This is a genomic window from Streptomyces sp. NBC_00299 (genome assembly GCF_036173045.1).
GTDB lineage: Bacteria > Actinomycetota > Actinomycetes > Streptomycetales > Streptomycetaceae > Streptomyces > Streptomyces machairae.
Genome location: NZ_CP108039.1, coordinates 3,096,738 through 3,112,529, shown reverse-complemented (window position 1 = coordinate 3,112,529; position 15,792 = coordinate 3,096,738). Strand labels below are relative to the sequence as shown.

Genomic DNA, 15,792 nt, shown 5'->3' with positions numbered 1-15,792 from the left:
CATGGCAACTTCAAACCAGACGGACTTCCAGGCATGGAAGTGAACGAGGCGGATGGCTGAGCATCCGCCCTGGAGGCCATCATTCGCTGCCTATGGGATGAAGGCCCCCAAAGCAGGGCAGGGGCGAGAGCCGTATTTAGGGCTTGACCTGCATAAACGCCCTCTGAGTGGGTGTTTGATGTTGATCTGAGTCGGCTTCCTCAACCCAATTGCCGTATTCATCACCAGCAGGAACGGACTCAGTGCGTGTGCCCACTTGGCCGTCCAACCTCGCCAAGGTCGGGTGGCTCGCAGTAGTCGACATTCGCTTCCGTGACGTCAGTGTCCGCCGCTTCGGTGTCGGTGCGGTAGGCGTCGAACACCTCGGCCGCCGTAAAAGGCTGGAGTCCGTCTCCGCGCAGTCGCCAGCCGTATACGCGGTCGCTCGTGCCAGGGGCGCTGGTACGCATGACGAGGTCTCCGGCGTTGTGTGCGGCGATACCGAAGGCAAGAACGGTGGTGAGTTCCAGCACTTCGGGCTCTTCGAGTTGTGAGTCACCGTCGGTGCGCAGACCAACGACGAGGGTTTCGGGTGCGGCGGACACACGACACACGAGATGGTAGTCGCCGGGGCCCGCGGCGCTAAAGATGCACAAGAGGAGTTCCGAGGCTCGGGCAAGCGCGGCCCGGCCGATGTCTTTTCCGCAGGTTGCGCAGGGGCCTATGTGAGACAGGAACTCGGATGCGTACTCCTGGGTAGCCCGGCGGACAGCCTCGTCGATGAGGGCGCGGGCGAGTGCGGCCAGAGGTTGCCCCTCATAGGGGAGGGTGGGGCCGGTGACGGCGACTTCTGCGGTGAAGCGGGTGCGGCTGGCCGGGGCGTCGGGGGCGAGACCGGTATCGGCACAAAACTCAGCGTATTCCTCGGGGTCGAACAGGGCGACCGTGGTGTGGCTGCCTTCGTCTGCGCGACTCCGGAGCAGGGCTTCCACCTGTCGAAGATAGGGCTCGTAGTCGTCGAAGACGAAGGTGCGGTAGCGCCGCATTGCCGTGAAGTCCTGCTCGTCGGTGAGCAAGCCGATGGTGCCGGCGATTTCGCGGCGCAGGGCCCGTCGCCTCGAGTGCTGCTTGGTTTCTGCCATGGTGCTCCCCTGCGTGCGGTCAATGAGTGGTTGGGTGCTTTCGAGGTCTTCCGGGCGGATGGCGGGGCGCAGTCGGAATCCGAGTGTATTGATCTCCAGCCCGCGAGCAGGGGCCAGCCCCCCCCCGGGTAGTGAGCCGCGGTGACGAGGGCGTGAGTCGAACGACGGCCTCCAGTGGCTGGCCTATCTGCTGATCGCCTTCGGCTGGGTGCTGACGACCTCCGTCATCGCGTGTGTCCCCCCTGCAGAAGCGTTAGCGCTCGACAGCTGGGTTCACGCGTCGGCCCCGCGAACGCATCCCGCTGGCCAGTGTGTTGCGTACCGCTCCGTGACATCGAAGTTGGTGCACGCTCATCGAAAGCCCGCGCGTTGTGCTCTCACCCACCGATTCCGAAGGACAGTCCATTTGGATCATTGCTCAGTGACCTTCGTATGGCGTTGACCAGCTTCACCTGTGCCTCGGCAGGTGCCCGCCTGGCCTGCTCGAACTCCTCCGAACTCACCGGGTCACGCAGCGGGTCGCGCCCTCGCGCCACTTGGTCCAGGAAGGAGTTGATGGCGCGGCCGAAATCATCGATCTCGGTCGCGACTTCCGGAGGGGCCACCAGGCTCACGCGCATCAGAACCGCGTTCCACTCGCCCCAGTCGTAATCCCAGCCACGCCGGTCACCATGCGCTCGCCTGAGCTCCATCGTGAACTTGGCGTAGTGACTGAAGAGCTCCTGATAGGCAACAAGCTGCTTGTCCCGGAGCCACTGACGGTCCTGCGCGCGACGCGTGACGATACCGCCGACCCAAACACCCACCGTGGCTGAAAGAGCCCCAGCAGCCGTTGTCACCAGCGTGTCCAGCACCAGATCCCCCAGATGCCCCAACCTTCGGAGAGACGAACGTACTGGTCATCAGTCGCCGGCGACAACGATCAGTCTTCACAGAAACCGGGCCAGGGGTACATCTGATCAGGGAGGGATTCCCGGGCCATACATTGCTCTCCACGGCGAAGCTGTTGCGGCCCGAGGTTGGTCTGGCCGGCTCAGCATGAGAGGGGGTGTTTACGTGTCGCCACATGCTGCGGAAAGGCGTCCCGATGGTCCAGGGCGCGATCATCGTGGCGGCAGACGGGTGCTCACGGTGGAGCTGGTGCGTGACGCCCGGCGGCAGGTGCGAGACGGGGCCTCAGTCGATCATCTTGCGCGTGCGATTGGTGTGAGCAGCAGGGCGCTCTCGAAGGCGGTCTATGGTGCCACCTGGCGCCGGGTGGATGATCCACCGCCCCTCAGCCGGCCCCGGCCCGCTGATCCGGACCAGCCCAGCCCCACCGTTCTGAACGAAGATCATGTGCGCCGGTTGAGGCGCGACCACGCTGGTGGCGCGACTGTGCGCTATCTCGCGACGAGAAGCGGTCTTCCCTACAACACCGTTCACGATGCGATCCGCGGTGTCACCTGGGCGCATGTCGATGAAGAGGGAGCGAACGGATCCGCTGCAGAGGCCCGCCGCCCGGGTGTGCTCCTGACCGCGGCGACAGTGGGAGAGATGAGGCGTGCGCATACTGACGGCGCTTCCCTGCGGTCGCTCGCTGACAAGTTTCATCTGAAGTACGCGACGGTCCGAGCGGCCGTGCAGGGGGCGACCTGGCGCCACCTCACCGATCCGCCCCCTGTGCCGGCCTCCGGACGAGGGGGACGGCAAGCACTCACCAGTGCACAGGAAGCCGATCTCGTACGGATGAGTGAGAAGAGCGGAGCCACGTATGCCCAGCTTGGCGCGGCGTTCGGGGTCAGCGAGGCCACGGCCTGGCACGTCTGCGAACGCAGCCGTCGTCTGGCGAAGGACTGAACACGGGTGTGCTCGCCGGGTGCGACGTGGCGGGCGACACCGCCCCTATGGAGACGGGCGAGCAGCCGTTGGGAATCGGTAGGCTTTCCCGCATGCCTACAGCCTCCACACGCGTGCGATTCGCCCCGTCCCCGACTGGAATGTTCCATGTTGGTGGGGCCCGGTCTGCTCTCTACAACTGGGCCGTCGCACGACAGTCGGGGGGCAAGTTCGTCCTGCGTATCGAGGACACCGACGCGGCTCGCAACAAGCCGGAGTGGATCGATGGCATCATCAGCGCGCTCGCGTCCATCGGGATCTCCAAGGACGACCCCGCCTTCGAGGGTCCCTACTTCCAGTCCCAGAACGCCGACCGTCACAGCGAGGCCGCCCAGCAGCTCTACGCCGAGGGTCGCGCGTACTACTGCGACTGCACCCGTGAGCAGCTCCAGGAGCGGACCGGCTCGCAGCACCTCGGCTACGACGGTTTCTGCCGGGACCGGGGCCTCGAGTATGTCGAGGGCCGGGCGCTGCGGTTCCGCACGCCCACCGAGGGCGAGACGGTCGTCGTAGACCTGATCCGGGGTGAGCCGTCCTTCCCGAACGCGGCGATCGAGGACTTCGTCATCGCTCGCGGCGACGGCTCCCCGGTCTTCCTGATCGCCAACGTGGTCGACGACCTCGACGAGGGGATCACCCTGGTCATCCGTGGCGACGAGCACCTGTCGAACACGCCCAAGCAGCAGTTGCTGTGGGAGGCGCTCGGTGCGAAGCCGCCCGTGTGGGCACACCTGCCGGTGATCGTGAACGAGAAGCGACAGAAGCTGTCCAAGCGCCGGGACAAGGTCGCTCTTGAGGACTACCTCGCCGAGGGCTACCTGCCGGAGGCGATGACCAACTACCTCATGCTGCTCGGATGGGGCCCCGGGGACGATGTCGAGCTTCGCCCGTACGAGGAGCTGGAGGAGAAGTTCCGCGTCGAGGACGTGAACACCTCGCCGGCCTTCTTCGACATCAAGAAGCTGACCGCGTTCAACGGCGAGTACATCCGCGCCCTGCCGCTGGAGAAGTTCATCGAGGCCTGCGAGCCGTGGCTGCGCGCTCCGTACGCCAACTGGGCCCCGGAGGACTTTGACCGGGCCGCCTGGGAAGCGATCGCGCCGCATGCCCAGACCCGCCTGGCCGTCCTGTCGGACATCACGGCCAACGTCGACTTCCTGTTCCTGAAGGAGCCGGTGGAGGACGAGGCCTCTTGGACCAAGGCGATGAAGGGTGACCCGTCGGCCCTCCTGACCACGGCCCGCGCCAGGCTGGAGGCGGCCGACTGGACCAGCCCCGAGTCTCTCAAGGAGGCGGTCCTGGCCGCCGGCGAGGAGCACAGCCTGAAGCTGGGCAAGGCCCAGGCCCCGGTGCGCGTCGCCGTCACGGGGCGTACGGTCGGCCTGCCCCTCTTCGAGTCCCTGGAGGTCCTCGGCAAGGACCGTACGCTGGCCCGGATCGACGCGGCTCTGGCGAAGCTCGCTGGCTGACCACCTCGTGATCAAGGTCCCGTCGCCTGCAGGAGGAGGCGGGACCAGGCGTCGCGGAAGTACGTCGTGTCGAAGCGGGCCAGCGTCTCGTACACGGTCTTCGACTCGGCGGGCGGCGCGCCCGCCCGCTCCCGTATCTGCTGGGCCAGCCGACGCGGATCCGGGGGTGGCTGCTCGGTCATACGCGCGAGGTCACCCAGTCCGGCGACCGGCTGGATGAGGCAGGGCACACCCAGGAGCAGCGCCTCCGCGGCGCAGCGGCTCCACCCTTCTCGCATGCGCGGAGTGAAGACTCCGACGTCGCAGGCACGCAGGAGTTCGAGGTACCGGGGGCGGGGCAGGTCGAAGTGGTGCCCCGGGGAGCCGATGGTGTTGCTTCCGGTGGTCACGAGACGGAGCCTGGGTTCGCCCTTGATGGCCGTGGCGACTGTCTCGATGCCTTTCCAGTGCACTGCTTTGCCCGCGTACACGGTGATCTCGTCCTGGGGGAGACCGAGTCGGGCCTTGCATTCGGCCGGGTCCATGCCGCGGACTCTGTCGATCTCGGCGAGGTCGAAGGCGTTGTAGATCACCCGGACGTTGTCCACTCCGCGCTCCCGCAGGAACGCCGCCCAGAACGGGGCGACGCACACGACCGCCCGGCACTGGGGCAGAACCGCGAAGAGCCTGCGCCACAGCAGCGGTTCGAGGGGCCAGGAGTCGAACTGCAGCGACTCGTAGTGGTGGAAGACGAAGACCGTCCGGGCCCGCATCTCCGGGGTGAAGAACAGGATGCTGAGGTCGTCCCAGAGGAACGAGCCCGGCTCGCCTCTGAGTTCGCGGATATGAGGCGCGAGGCGGGCGAGGTGGCGCACCTTCCGTCCTCGGCGGACGGTGTAGGCGCGTTTGTAATCCGGCACCGTGCGCCATTCGATCGAATCGGCTGTGACCTCGTGGATCATGCGGAGGTAGACGCGGCCTCCGGTGCGGCCTATCGGCGACATGGAGTGGACGACCGGGGTCACCTGCCCGCCTCCGCCTGCTGCCGGTACTCGGCGTGGAGCACCTCGTACGCGGCTCGTAGTGGTGCGCTCACGTCGCGGGACTCCTCAGCGAGCGGCAGGTAGGTGCTGGTCAGGCTGTCGAGGAAGCGCGTCCGGCGGTCCGGGTCCGGTGAGTGCCGCAGGTCGCGCAGGTTGTCGATGCGGTCGGCGAGACGGATGAGCAGTTCCTCCGGACCGAGGCACCTGATCTTGTTGTGCCAGACGTCCGAGTCCCACGGCTGCTTGGGGCGCTGCTCCAGCCGGTGGTCGGGGGTCATGGAGCGCAGCCGCCGCGTGAGGACTGGGCCCAGGTGGGACGCTATGAGGCGTTCGGCCGACGGCGCCACCTCCAGCGCGTCGTGCAGCAGGCCGAGGATGAGCAGTTCGGGATCGGTGACGCCGAGTTCGTCCTTCAGGACGGTCACGACGCGCACTGGGTGGGTGATGTAGGGCGTGCCCTGGTCACGGACGTGACCGGCGTAGATCGTCGTGGCGAGGGTCGCGGCGAGCCGGCCTCGCGCTCGTTCCGGCTCCGGCCAGTCCCTGAAGCCGAGTTCGTCTGTCATGGCGGAGGTGCTGGTCATGTGCGGTCCGTTCCGTCGGGGGTCGTCAGGGCCGTGTCGAGCCGCACGTGCGGGGCGAGGACCAACGTGTCCTCGACGGCCAAGGCGTCGAGTCCGAGCTCGACCGCGGCGGTGACGGCCTGTTCGGCGGTGCGGAGGATGGGCGTTCCCTTGAAGTTCAGGGAGGTGTTCAGGAGGACGGGCACGCCGGTGAGCCGGTGGAACTCCTCCAGCAGCGGGCGGACGCCGGAGTGTCCTCGGCTGACGGTCTGGAGACGGGCGGTTCCGTCGTGGTGGACAACCGCGGGCATCCGGTCGGACTTGCAGTGGCGGGCGCGTACGACGCGGTTCATGAACGGGTCGCCGTCGCCGAGGAACCACGCGTCGGCTTCCTCGACGAGTGCCAGGGGCGCCAACGGGCGGTAGTCGGCCCGCTGTTTGAGGGCGTTCAGGCGGGCCTTGGTCGCCGCCTCGCCGGGGTGGGCGAGGATCGAGCGGTGACCGAGGGCCCTCGGTCCGAACTCCATGCCGCCCCGAACCCAGCCGACGACGTGGTGGTCCGCGAGGAGCGCGGCGACGGTGGGGATCAGCCGCTCACCGAGGCCGGAGACGCTGCGGTAGCCGCCCGCGAGGGCCCTGTCGGGCAGGGGGCCGGGTAGCGGGCCCCAGTCGGCGTCCTCGGGTGTCGGCAGGAGGGGTTGCCCGAGGACGTAGTTCCAGGCGTAGAGGGCGGCGCCGACCGCGGTGCCGGCGTCGTGGGGCGCCGGGGCGACGAACAGTTTCTCGAAGCCGGACTCTTCGGCGAGTGTGCCGTTGAGATGGGAGTTCAGGGCGCAGCCGCCGGAGAAGACCAGTGTGCGGGCAGCCGTGAGACGGCGCAGGTGACGGGCCACGTGGATGACGGCCTCGGCGAAGACCCGCTGTGCCGCCGCAGCCAGGTCGGCGCGGGCGTTCAGCGGCTTCGAGTCGGCGGACTGCGCGGTCCAGACGGCGTCTTCGATCCCGAGCGGGGTGTCGGCGTCGTACGAGCCCCATGGCGCCGCGATGTGCACGTGTCCGTTCTCGCCGAGTTGGACGAGGTCGCGGAGTTCCTTGTAGTAGCGGTCCGGGTCACCGAACGCGGCGAGGGCCATCATGCTGCCCTCCACTTCGTTGCCCGTCGGAATCACTCGCAGCGCGAGGTTGCGGTAGAAGTGGCCGAGGGACGGGTGGGTGCGCACGGGTCCGGACGGGCCGGGGGCGATGGCCGGTGCGATCTGATGGACGCGGTCGATGCTGTCCGGCCTCAGGTCGTAGCCGGTGATCCGTTCGCGTCCCGACGCGATGTCCGTGCCGAGGACGGACCCGCCCGCGTCGATGACCAGGCCGGCGGCGTGTTCCTCGCCGGAGAGCAGATAGCCGGCCAGGACGTGCGCGGTGTGGTGGGAGATGAGCTTCAGCCGCTGCCCGAGCGCCTCGGGGAGCAGGGCGGCGAGTTCGGCCTGTTCCGTGGACGCCCACGATCCGTGCCGGGGGGCGGGCCGCATGGAGGGGGTCCACACGTGGTCGATTTCGTCGACGGTGATGCCGGCGGACCGCAGGCACCAGTCGAGGGCCTGGGTGGGGGCGGTGAGGATGCCCTTGCGTGTGGTGCGGTTGTGTTTGACGCCGCTCCATCGCTCTTCCTCGGCCGCGTGGATGCGGCCGTCGACGACGAGGCAGGCGGAGGTGTCGTGGTGGAAGTTCAGGCCAAGCACTGCGCGCATGGGGACCTCCGGGCAGAGGGTGGTCAGACGGATGCCGTGCGGCGGGCGAGGGAGGGGACGACCTGAAGACCCGAGTCCCTGTACTCGTGGCACTTCAGGCAGAAGTCGTAGTGCTCGCGGCGCGGCGCGAAGACCTTGGCGGCGAAGTCGTCGTCCCAGACCGTGAACTCGCTGTCGTTCTTGGCCATGGCGTTGAAGCACCGGTAGCAGTCGCCGCCGACCTCGATCATGAGGTGCTGGTCGACGTTACGGTCGCAGAGTCCCCCGAGATCGTTGGTCGGCTGACCGACGTCGATGTGATGGACGTCGTTGGTGACGTGGATGGCTCCGTGCTCGTCGCACAAGGCGGCCAGTTGCCCGAGGCGGTCCGGGGCGATGGCCTCCAGCACGCTGTTGATGACGACGGTCTTTCCGGCTTCCCGGAGTACGGGGATGACGGCGCGGACCTCGTCGTAGTTGTCGTGCTCCTCGTCGCAGCCGATGAGGACCTGGTCGTAGTGCGTGAGGGTCGCCTCAAAGAGGCGCTCGTTGCGGGCCAGGGTGACCGCGTTGGAGCCGAGCACCATGACCTGGTCCGGAAAACGGTCACGAGCCAGGCCGCTGAGCTCGCTGAAGTCGCGGTGGACGGTGGGTTCTCCGCCGTTGATGTGCAACTGCCGGAACGGGATCTGTCCAAGGCGGTCGAGGACTTGCTCGAACGTGTCCAGCGGCATGTTCTCGCCCTGGCCACCTTCGGCGAAGATGCAGAAGTCGCAATGGCGGTTGCACTTGGTCGTGATCTTGATCTTCGCGGTCTTGAGGGTCCTGCGGGTACCAGACAGCACGAAGGAGGAGGTCATGAGTAGCCCCTTTGGTCACGCGGGGTGGGCGGAGAGGAAGTCTTCGACGACGGAGCGGTGACGACTCCATAGGGCGAGGAGGTCGCGAAGGGTGCATGCCGTGGTCGGGCCTGGTCGCAGCAGTGCCGTCATGGCCTTCACGAGCAGCGCGTCATCACCGGAGGTTCGGTCGGCGAGGCGGGTCAATGTGTTCCGGGCGGAACGGAGCTCCTTCTCCTCGCGGGCGATCAAGTAGCCGGTCACGGTCCCCGGCGGCGGGTTCAGGTAGTAGATCCAGCGTGCGACGCGTACGCGGAGCATGCCGGCGGCCGTGATCCAGGCCGCCAAGGCCGCCTCCGACGCCTCCGGCAGCGGCCTGGGGGGAGGTGTGTGGCGCAGTACCGCGTCCACGGTGATGTGGGCCGTGCGCAGTACCTGCGTTGGGGAAGGGCCCGGATCCGAGGTAGTGGCGGACAGGTGAAGGAACTCCTCGGCATGGGATTCGAGCTCGCCGGGTTGCCACTGGTTGATTGCAGCGGTCTTCCCGGGGTAGCGGGTCCGCGTGGCGAGGGCCGCCGACGCGAACCAGCACGGCGCCACGTAGTGCCAGACGATGCAGTGCTTTCTGTAGCCGTCGAGGTCGTGGTGGACGTTGTCGGTGCTGTCCCTGTCGAGTTGGTAGCGGCCCTCGACCCGTGCGTCGAGGATCCCGCGGTAGAACCTCTCGTCCGCGCGGCTCCACGGCATCATCTGCGCCCGGGACTTCCACCGCCGGAGAGTGGCCGCGTTACCCGTTATCAGGCTCCAGGTGGAGATCTCGGCCGGGGACACGTGGTTCCGGTCGAGGTCGCCGACGGTGAACGCGAACCCGGGCGGATGTTCGAGCAGTCGGCTGTGCGCCGGGTCCAGGAGTACCGCCCGGTGATGGGCGGTGGCCAGCCGCTCGTTCCACCCCCACCACGAGTCAGGGGTCTGGTCGAGGATGACGCGGATGTCCATGTCCGAGTGCGGTTCGATGAGGTCGTTGGCCTGCCACTTGTGCGTGAGCATGCTTGCTGCGACACCCTCGGCGGCCAACTGCTCGGCGTAGGTGACGCCGAGCTGCGCGTACGACGAGACGGGACGGGCCGTGGTCACTCGGCCTCCTCTGCGGGTCGGCGAAGCGAGCAGCCCCCGCCCGTACTACCGGCCACAGGCAACAGGGGAAGCACGGGCACGCCCTGCGGCCGCTCCAGGCGGTCCCAGCGCAGGTCGTAGTCGACGTAGTGGAAGCCCTGCCACGCATCGTTGCTGTCGCGCTCGAGCATGGCGCGGAAGAGGTGGGCGTACGCGTCGGCCATGGTGCCGTCCGCAAGATGCGGCTTCAGGGGGATGTCCCGGTTGTGGAGGATGCACGGCCTCGCGATGCCGGTGGGTGTGATCTTGATGCGGTTGGCGTCGGAGCAGGTGGCGCAGGAGGAGTTGGAGATGAATCCGATGGAGCCGGCCCAGCCGGGCGGCTGGAGGTAGCGTCCGGGGCTTCGCACGCCCAACTCGGTGCGGGAGATCTCCCCGGCCCTCTCGAACCACGCGTGGAGGCGTTCGCGGACTTCCGCCTCGGGCACGAACTCAGTGGGAAACAGGGCCTCCGCCGGCCCGATGCGCTGCAGCTCGATCAGCCGTACGGCGATGGGGAGTTGCTTGGCGAGTTCCGCGACACCGAAGGCGTCATCCAGGTACGACCGCTGAAGTACACAGTTGATCTTGACCTTGAGGCCGAGCTCGAGTGCTCGGTCGATTGTGGCACGGGTGACTCGTGAATCGCCGCCACCCATGATCTCGGAGGAGCGCGAGGAATCGAGGCTGTGGAGGCTGACGTTCAGGTACGTGAGCCCGGCATCGTGCAGCGCGTCCACGGTCAGGCCGCGGCGCAGGTTGCCGTGGCTGGTCATACCGACGGTCGCATTGTCGCCGAGACCGGTGGAGAGCGCCCCGATGATGTCGAGGATGTCGGCACGCAGCGTCGGCTCCCCGCCCGAGCAGTGCGCCTTGCGGATGCCCCAGAGGCCGGCCTCGTTCGCGATGTCCGCGTAGTCGGAGACGGTGAGCGTCTCGTCCTTGTGCCCGTAGTCGGGCATGCACCGCGGCTTGCAGAATACGCAGTCGCGATTGCAGAGCGAGTTCAGCGTGAGTGCCATGTACGGGTGGTTCCGACCAGTCATGGCGAACAGCCGCAACAGGTCGATCCTGGACAACGTCTGATCAGTGGAAGTCATACGGCCCTCCGTGAGTTGGGGTAACAGCGCCGTTGAGGAGCTGGCCGGTGAGGAAACGCCGAAGGTTGTCGCGGAAGAAGGCGACTGCCCGGTCCATGTAGGCGTGGCTGAAGACCGCGCTCTTGGGTGTGAGCACGATCCGCGGATGGTGGCGGAGCGGGTCGTCGAGCGCTGGCGGCTTGCTCGGCTGCACGTCGAGGGCGGCGCCGGCCAGCGGGCCGGTGTCCAGTGCGTCGAGGAGCGCGTCGTGGTCGACGGTGCTGGCCCGCCCTAGGTTGAGGAAGATCGTCCCGGCGCCGCACGCCTCGAAGGCGGTCTGGTCGAAGAACCCGTGTGTCTCGTTGGTCGCGGGGAGCAGGTTCACGACGGCGCGGGAACGCGTTAGCGCTTCACGAACACGATCCGCCGGCACCCATTCGATCCCGCCGAGCTCGGAACGAGGGCATCTGCGCCTTACGCCGATGACGTGCATGCCGAACGCCTGCGCGACCTCGGCGACGCGGACGCCGACAGAACCGCACCCGACGATCGTGAGGGTCTGTCCGTACAGGTCGAAGAAACTGCTGGCGAGGTCGTCCTTCCACCAGACCGACCCGGCCTGACGTCTGCTGCTTTCGAACAGGCCACGCGAGAAGCCGAGGAGCAGCCCGATCGCGTGCTCGGCCATCGGCTGACCGTGGTAGCCGAACCCACGGCTGAGCGTCACGCCGGCAGCATCGAGTGCGGCGACTGGCCAGTGATCGACACCCGCGGACGGGGTGGCTGTCCAGCGCAATCGCGTCGGGGCCTTTAGCCAGCCCGCGTCGAAGGCCCAACCGAAATAGACGTCAGCGGTACGGATCTCGGTAGCGACGTCGGGCTCCTGGGCAAGTCGGAAACGGACGTCCGGGAATGCGGACCGCAGTTGTTCGGCATGCTGGTCTGATAACTGCCAGAAGGAGTAAGGCGAGTTGAGGCAGACCAGGACGGTGGTTGTCACGCTCAACTCCTCGCAGCGAGGCTGAGCGTCATTGCCCAAGGGGTGTACTGGCGCAGGTAGGAGCGGATGGTGGCCTCGTAGTCGTGCCGGGCCGTGAGCAGTGCCCCGCTCTGAGCGCGCATCTGCTCACGCTCCGGGCCACTGATGTGAAGCGCTCGTCTGATCGCACGGGCAAGGTCAACAGGGTCACGGGCTTCTGCCATGAATCCGGTCACCCCATCGATGACCGTCTCCGTGAGTCCGCCCGCCCGCGTCGCGACCACCGGTGCGGCCCCCGAGGCGAACGCCTCGAGAGGGATCCTCCCGAACGGCTCGGCACGGGAGGGCACGACCACGCCACGGAGGGCTGGACTGCGCAGCCACGAGCGGTACCGGGAAGAGAACCGCGACAGAAACGTCGCGTCGATCGCGTAGTCACGGACCATCGCCTGGAGCTGCCGCTGGTAGTCCGTGAGACCTTCCGCGTGCGTGGTGGGGGCGAGTAAAAGGTGCGGCATGTGGGTCCCCTGCCCTTTGAGGAAACGGATGGCTTCCAGCAGGTCTTCGAACCCTTTGCTCTCCACGGCTCGGCCCATGGACAGGAGGAAGCCCGCTTTGGCTCGTGGCGGCAACGGAGCAGAGGGGAGGTCCTCGTGATCATGCAGGAGCAGGCCGTTGGGGAGGTCGACGACTGCGTGCCGTGGGATGCCGTAGACCTGCTCAAGGTGGCCGCGCATGTGGTGCGAGATGGCGGCGACGCGCGCACCGCTACTCACTGCGGCCGTCAGCCCCCTGTGCTCCCAGTGGATACGCCGCCGGTCCTCGGGCGAGGCGAGTTCGCTCGTTGACCGGGGCACGAGTAAGAGGCTGAACGGGTCGTCGGCGCGTCGATGAAGCCCGAGACCAAGGAAGGGGATGTCCAAGCCGATCAGATGGGCCATGGGTGCACGGGCAAGGTGCTCTCGGGCGACTTCCGCTACGCGCTCACACAGGGCCTCACCGCCCGCGAGGGCGGCGGTCGCCGCACGACCGCCCGGAACGGGAACAACCTCGGCCCCGGCTCGCTGCACGATCCTCTCCGTCTCCGCCACCCATGCCGGGTCGTAGCTGGCGTCGGAGGGTCGGATGTGAACGGGCATGACCAGGAGGCGTCCCCGGGGCAAGGTTCGCGTGAGTACCTCAAGGAATGCTCGGTTGCTGAAGCCCGTGCCCGATGTGCAGCCGTAATAGCCGTCGTGCAGCGCGACGGCGATCTTCGGCTGGGTGGTCGGGCTGGAGACCGGCCCGACGACTCGCCGTCTACCGTCTTGCCGCTGAGGGGCGATTGCATCACCGGTCGGAACGTGAATCGCGCCCTGTGGACTGCGTTTATGGGCTGCCATGGGCAGACACCTCCAGTGCGGGATTGGGGGGAGGGATCGGTGGCTGACGCAGGGAGTTGCCTGGGCCGCGCATGGGCGCTGCGGCCTATCGGAAGCTGTGGGCAACGGAGCGTGAGAAGACGATTCCACTACGCGAGCGCAGCGAGCGGACAAAGTGTCCGCAGGAATTCGACGACAGTCCCTTGACAACAACGGCCTTTGTTTGTGGGCGAGTTGCTGGATGTCGACGATCTGGTCGGTCGAGCGTCAGCGACGGGCGAGTAAGCAGCGCTTCGGTCACCCCGGCGGGCTCGGCTGGCTCGGCGCGCGCGGTGCGGGCGGTGGTGCGAGCGTGGGTGCAGAAGGTATTTCCCCTGGCAGTGCCCATGCTGGGGCGCACGGAACGGAGCACGGCCATGGCCCGGGCGATCTGGACAGGTGTGATCACGTTCGGCCTGGTAAGCGTGCCGGTCGGGCTCTACACCGCGACCGAGGACCACACGGTCCACTTCCACCAGCTGCAGCGCGGCACAGCCGACCGGATCCGCAACAAGCGGGTCAACGAACGCACCGGCAAGGAAGTCGACACCAGCGACATCGTCAAGGGCTACGAGGTGGATGAAGGCGAATACATCGTGGTCGAGCCGGACGAACTGGACGAGATCGCGCCGGGCCGCTCCCAGACCATCGACATCAGCGACTTCATCGACCTCGATCAGATCGAGCCGGTGTACTTCGACCGCACCTACTACATCGCCCCGCGCGGCAAGGGAGGAATTGTCAAGAACTGTGGATGGGGTCTCATCCTGGTTGTCTGTAGCATCAGCGCGTGCCGGAGATATGGATCGGTCTCGACATTGCTGCCCGGCGTAGGAACTGGTGGTGGACCGGGGTCTTGACGCTGCTGTTCGCGGGCATGGCAGTGGCGACGGAGGCGACAGCCACGACGGGCCGCTGGTGGTGGGGCGGCGTCGTCGGCGTCCTTTGGCTGGCTTCGCTCTTCTATATGATCAACCGCGGATATGGCCGAACGCTCCTCGCGCCTGATCGGATCCAATTCTCCACACTCGTCAGTCGCCGAGCGACCCCGTGGAGTGAGATCACCGGCATTGAGCCGCGCAGCCACCAGACACGCGGCGGGGCCTGGTGGGAGGTGCGCGTGTATCGGGCGCGAGGACGATCGCTTGCGATCCCGGGGATCTTCACCAGCCGTCGCGGCGATGAGGTCTTCGAAGGCAACCTGGCGGTGGTCCGCGAGTACTGGGCCCGTGCGACAGCCCCGGAGTAGGTCCCTTGACATGCATGCGGGTTGAGGACGTTCAAGCCGCTTGCCCCTCGGGACGTTCGACGAGGTGACCGCGTTCGAAGCGGGCGCCGGCGCGGACGAGGGCGACGAGGTGGGGTGCGTTCACGGCTCGCCACCGCTGCTGGGCAGACTCGACGAGCTTGAAAACCATGGCGAGCGCGGCGGCCGCGCTGCCGGCGCCTTTGGTCACCTTCGTCCGCAGGCGGACGGTGGCAAAGGTCGACTCGATCGGATTCGTCGTGCGCAGGTGGATCCAGTGCTCGGCGGGGAAGTCGTAGAACGCCAGCAGCTCGCCGACGTCGTCGGTGATTTTCTTGACGGCCTTGGGCCACTTCGTGCCGTAGGTCTTCCCGAACGTGGCCACCGCCTTGAGCGCGTGCTCGCGGTCCTCGGCGTTGTAGATCTCCTGCAGGGCCTTGCGGGCTCCGGGCTGTGCCGAGGTCGGCAGGGCGTTGACGACGTTGGCCGTTTTGTGAACCCAGCACCTCTGATGGCGGGCTTCGGGGAACACCTCCGCAAGGGCCTTCCAGAACCCGAGTGCTCCGTCGCCGACGGCCAGGACGGGGGCGCGCATGCCGCGCCGGGCGCAGTCGCGAAGCAGGTCAGCCCAAGACTCGGCGGATTCGCGGTAGCCATCGGCCATCGCGATCAGTTCCTTGGTGCCGTCCGCGCGCACGCCCATCACCACCAGGACGCAGGACTTCGCCTCGGCCAGGCGGATGCGCAGGTGGATGCCGTCGGCCCAGACGTAGACGTAGTCGGAGCCGGCCAGGTCGCGCTCGCCGAATGCCTTGTGGTCGGCCTGCCACTGGGTGGTGAGGCGGGTGACGGTGGCCGGCGAGAGACCGGCCGAGCTGCCCAGGAACTGCTCCAGCGCGGGCACGAAGTCGCCGGAGGACAGTCCGTGCAGGTAGAGCAGCGGCAGCACCTCGCTGATCTTCGGGGACTTGCGGCACCACGGCGGCAGGATCGCCGAGGAGAACCGCTTGCGCTCCCCGGTGGTCTCGTCGATGCGGCGGTCGTTCACCCGCGGGGCCTTCACCTCCACCGACCCGGCAGCCGTGGTCACCGACCGGGGCTGGTGGTAGCCGTTGCGCACCACCAGCCGACGGCCTCGGTCGTCCCGTTGATCAGCCAACTCGGCTAAGTAGGCGTTGACTTCGGCTTCCAGGGCGGCGGCGAGCATCCGCCTCGCCCCCTCACGGACAATCTCGTCGATCAGAAAGCCGTTCGGGGTGCTGCCGTCGGCATTGACTACGCTGAGCACGGGCGTGCCTTCCCGACCCGCGCTGCGAA

General features: G+C 67.4%; 14 protein-coding genes and 1 pseudogene. 4 read left to right on the top strand and 11 right to left on the bottom strand.

Going from position 1 to position 15,792, the window contains the following annotated elements; translation table 11 throughout:
• Positions 1 to 239: 239 nt before the first annotated feature.
• Both OHT51_RS13555 and OHT51_RS13550 read right to left on the bottom strand, forming a co-directional pair.
• A complete protein-coding gene (locus OHT51_RS13555) occupies positions 240 to 1,121 on the bottom strand; it encodes a hypothetical protein (RefSeq protein WP_328879183.1) in 882 nt (293 codons plus the stop codon).
• A 377-nt stretch (positions 1,122 to 1,498) separates the two neighbouring features.
• Entirely contained in the window at positions 1,499 to 1,975 is a 477-nt protein-coding gene (locus tag OHT51_RS13550; RefSeq protein ID WP_328879182.1) for a hypothetical protein, read from the bottom strand.
• Positions 1,976 to 2,252: 277 nt separating this feature from the next.
• Between OHT51_RS13550 and OHT51_RS13545 the strand changes: the two genes are divergently transcribed.
• On the top strand, positions 2,253 to 2,960 hold the full coding sequence (locus OHT51_RS13545; protein WP_328879181.1) for a hypothetical protein: 708 nt from the start codon (positions 2,253 to 2,255) through the stop codon (positions 2,958 to 2,960).
• A 140-nt stretch (positions 2,961 to 3,100) separates the two neighbouring features.
• Positions 3,101 to 4,468 (top strand): glutamate--tRNA ligase, encoded by a 1,368-nt coding sequence (gltX, locus tag OHT51_RS13540; protein WP_328879180.1) that lies wholly within the window; start codon positions 3,101 to 3,103, stop codon positions 4,466 to 4,468.
• An 11-nt stretch (positions 4,469 to 4,479) separates the two neighbouring features.
• Here gltX and OHT51_RS13535 read toward each other — a convergent pair whose 3' ends face one another.
• The 8 genes from OHT51_RS13535 to OHT51_RS13500 are packed head-to-tail and all read right to left on the bottom strand — an operon-like array spanning position 4,480 to position 13,211.
• Positions 4,480 to 5,472: a glycosyltransferase gene (locus tag OHT51_RS13535; RefSeq protein WP_328879179.1), complete on the bottom strand. Its 993-nt coding sequence runs from the start codon at positions 5,470 to 5,472 to the stop codon at positions 4,480 to 4,482.
• Positions 5,469 to 6,074: an HD domain-containing protein gene (locus OHT51_RS13530; protein WP_328879178.1), complete on the bottom strand. Its 606-nt coding sequence runs from the start codon at positions 6,072 to 6,074 to the stop codon at positions 5,469 to 5,471. Before OHT51_RS13530 ends, OHT51_RS13535 begins: the two co-directional genes overlap by 4 nt.
• Positions 6,071 to 7,798, bottom strand: coding sequence for a carbamoyltransferase C-terminal domain-containing protein (locus tag OHT51_RS13525; RefSeq protein ID WP_328879177.1), 1,728 nt, complete (start codon positions 7,796 to 7,798; stop codon positions 6,071 to 6,073). Before OHT51_RS13525 ends, OHT51_RS13530 begins: the two co-directional genes overlap by 4 nt.
• 23 nt (positions 7,799 to 7,821) lie before the next feature.
• A complete protein-coding gene (locus OHT51_RS13520; protein WP_328879176.1) occupies positions 7,822 to 8,637 on the bottom strand; it encodes a radical SAM protein in 816 nt (271 codons plus the stop codon).
• A gap of 15 nt (positions 8,638 to 8,652) precedes the next feature.
• On the bottom strand, positions 8,653 to 9,753 hold the full coding sequence (locus OHT51_RS13515; RefSeq protein ID WP_328879175.1) for a hypothetical protein: 1,101 nt from the start codon (positions 9,751 to 9,753) through the stop codon (positions 8,653 to 8,655).
• Positions 9,750 to 10,871 (bottom strand): GTP 3',8-cyclase MoaA, encoded by a 1,122-nt coding sequence (locus OHT51_RS13510; RefSeq protein ID WP_328879174.1) that lies wholly within the window; start codon positions 10,869 to 10,871, stop codon positions 9,750 to 9,752. Before OHT51_RS13510 ends, OHT51_RS13515 begins: the two co-directional genes overlap by 4 nt.
• The gene (locus OHT51_RS13505) at positions 10,858 to 11,850 is read right to left on the bottom strand and encodes a D-2-hydroxyacid dehydrogenase (RefSeq protein WP_328879173.1); all 993 of its coding nucleotides are present in this window, start codon (positions 11,848 to 11,850) and stop codon (positions 10,858 to 10,860) included. Before OHT51_RS13505 ends, OHT51_RS13510 begins: the two co-directional genes overlap by 14 nt.
• 2 nt (positions 11,851 to 11,852) lie before the next feature.
• Positions 11,853 to 13,211, bottom strand: a complete 1,359-nt coding sequence (locus OHT51_RS13500) for a glycosyltransferase family 4 protein (RefSeq protein ID WP_328879172.1) — start codon at positions 13,209 to 13,211, stop codon at positions 11,853 to 11,855.
• Between the two features lie 395 nt (positions 13,212 to 13,606).
• On the opposite strand from OHT51_RS13500, the pseudogene ku reads away from it, so the two are divergent.
• Positions 13,607 to 13,960, top strand: a pseudogene (gene ku, locus OHT51_RS13495) (non-homologous end joining protein Ku); the annotation flags it as partial.
• A gap of 125 nt (positions 13,961 to 14,085) precedes the next feature.
• Positions 14,086 to 14,478 (top strand): hypothetical protein, encoded by a 393-nt coding sequence (locus tag OHT51_RS13490; RefSeq protein WP_328879171.1) that lies wholly within the window; start codon positions 14,086 to 14,088, stop codon positions 14,476 to 14,478.
• A 31-nt stretch (positions 14,479 to 14,509) separates the two neighbouring features.
• Here the strand turns inward: OHT51_RS13490 and OHT51_RS13485 are convergent, their stop codons facing one another.
• Entirely contained in the window at positions 14,510 to 15,763 is a 1,254-nt protein-coding gene (locus OHT51_RS13485; protein WP_328879170.1) for an IS256 family transposase, read from the bottom strand.
• Positions 15,764 to 15,792 lie beyond the last annotated feature (29 nt).

What these genes read in the sequence shown, in the direction of transcription:
- OHT51_RS13555 (WP_328879183.1), bottom strand. Translation starts at nt 1,121, where the DNA reads ATGGCAGAAACCAAGCAGCACTCGAGGCGACGGGCCCTGCGCCGCGAA.
- OHT51_RS13500 (WP_328879172.1), bottom strand. Translation starts at nt 13,211, where the DNA reads ATGGCAGCCCATAAACGCAGTCCACAGGGCGCGATTCACGTTCCGACC.
- OHT51_RS13530 (WP_328879178.1), bottom strand. Translation starts at nt 6,074, where the DNA reads ATGACCAGCACCTCCGCCATGACAGACGAACTCGGCTTCAGGGACTGG.
- gltX (WP_328879180.1), top strand. Translation starts at nt 3,101, where the DNA reads ATGTTCCATGTTGGTGGGGCCCGGTCTGCTCTCTACAACTGGGCCGTC.
- OHT51_RS13510 (WP_328879174.1), bottom strand. Translation starts at nt 10,871, where the DNA reads ATGACTTCCACTGATCAGACGTTGTCCAGGATCGACCTGTTGCGGCTG.
- OHT51_RS13525 (WP_328879177.1), bottom strand. Translation starts at nt 7,798, where the DNA reads ATGCGCGCAGTGCTTGGCCTGAACTTCCACCACGACACCTCCGCCTGC.
- OHT51_RS13520 (WP_328879176.1), bottom strand. Translation starts at nt 8,637, where the DNA reads ATGACCTCCTCCTTCGTGCTGTCTGGTACCCGCAGGACCCTCAAGACC.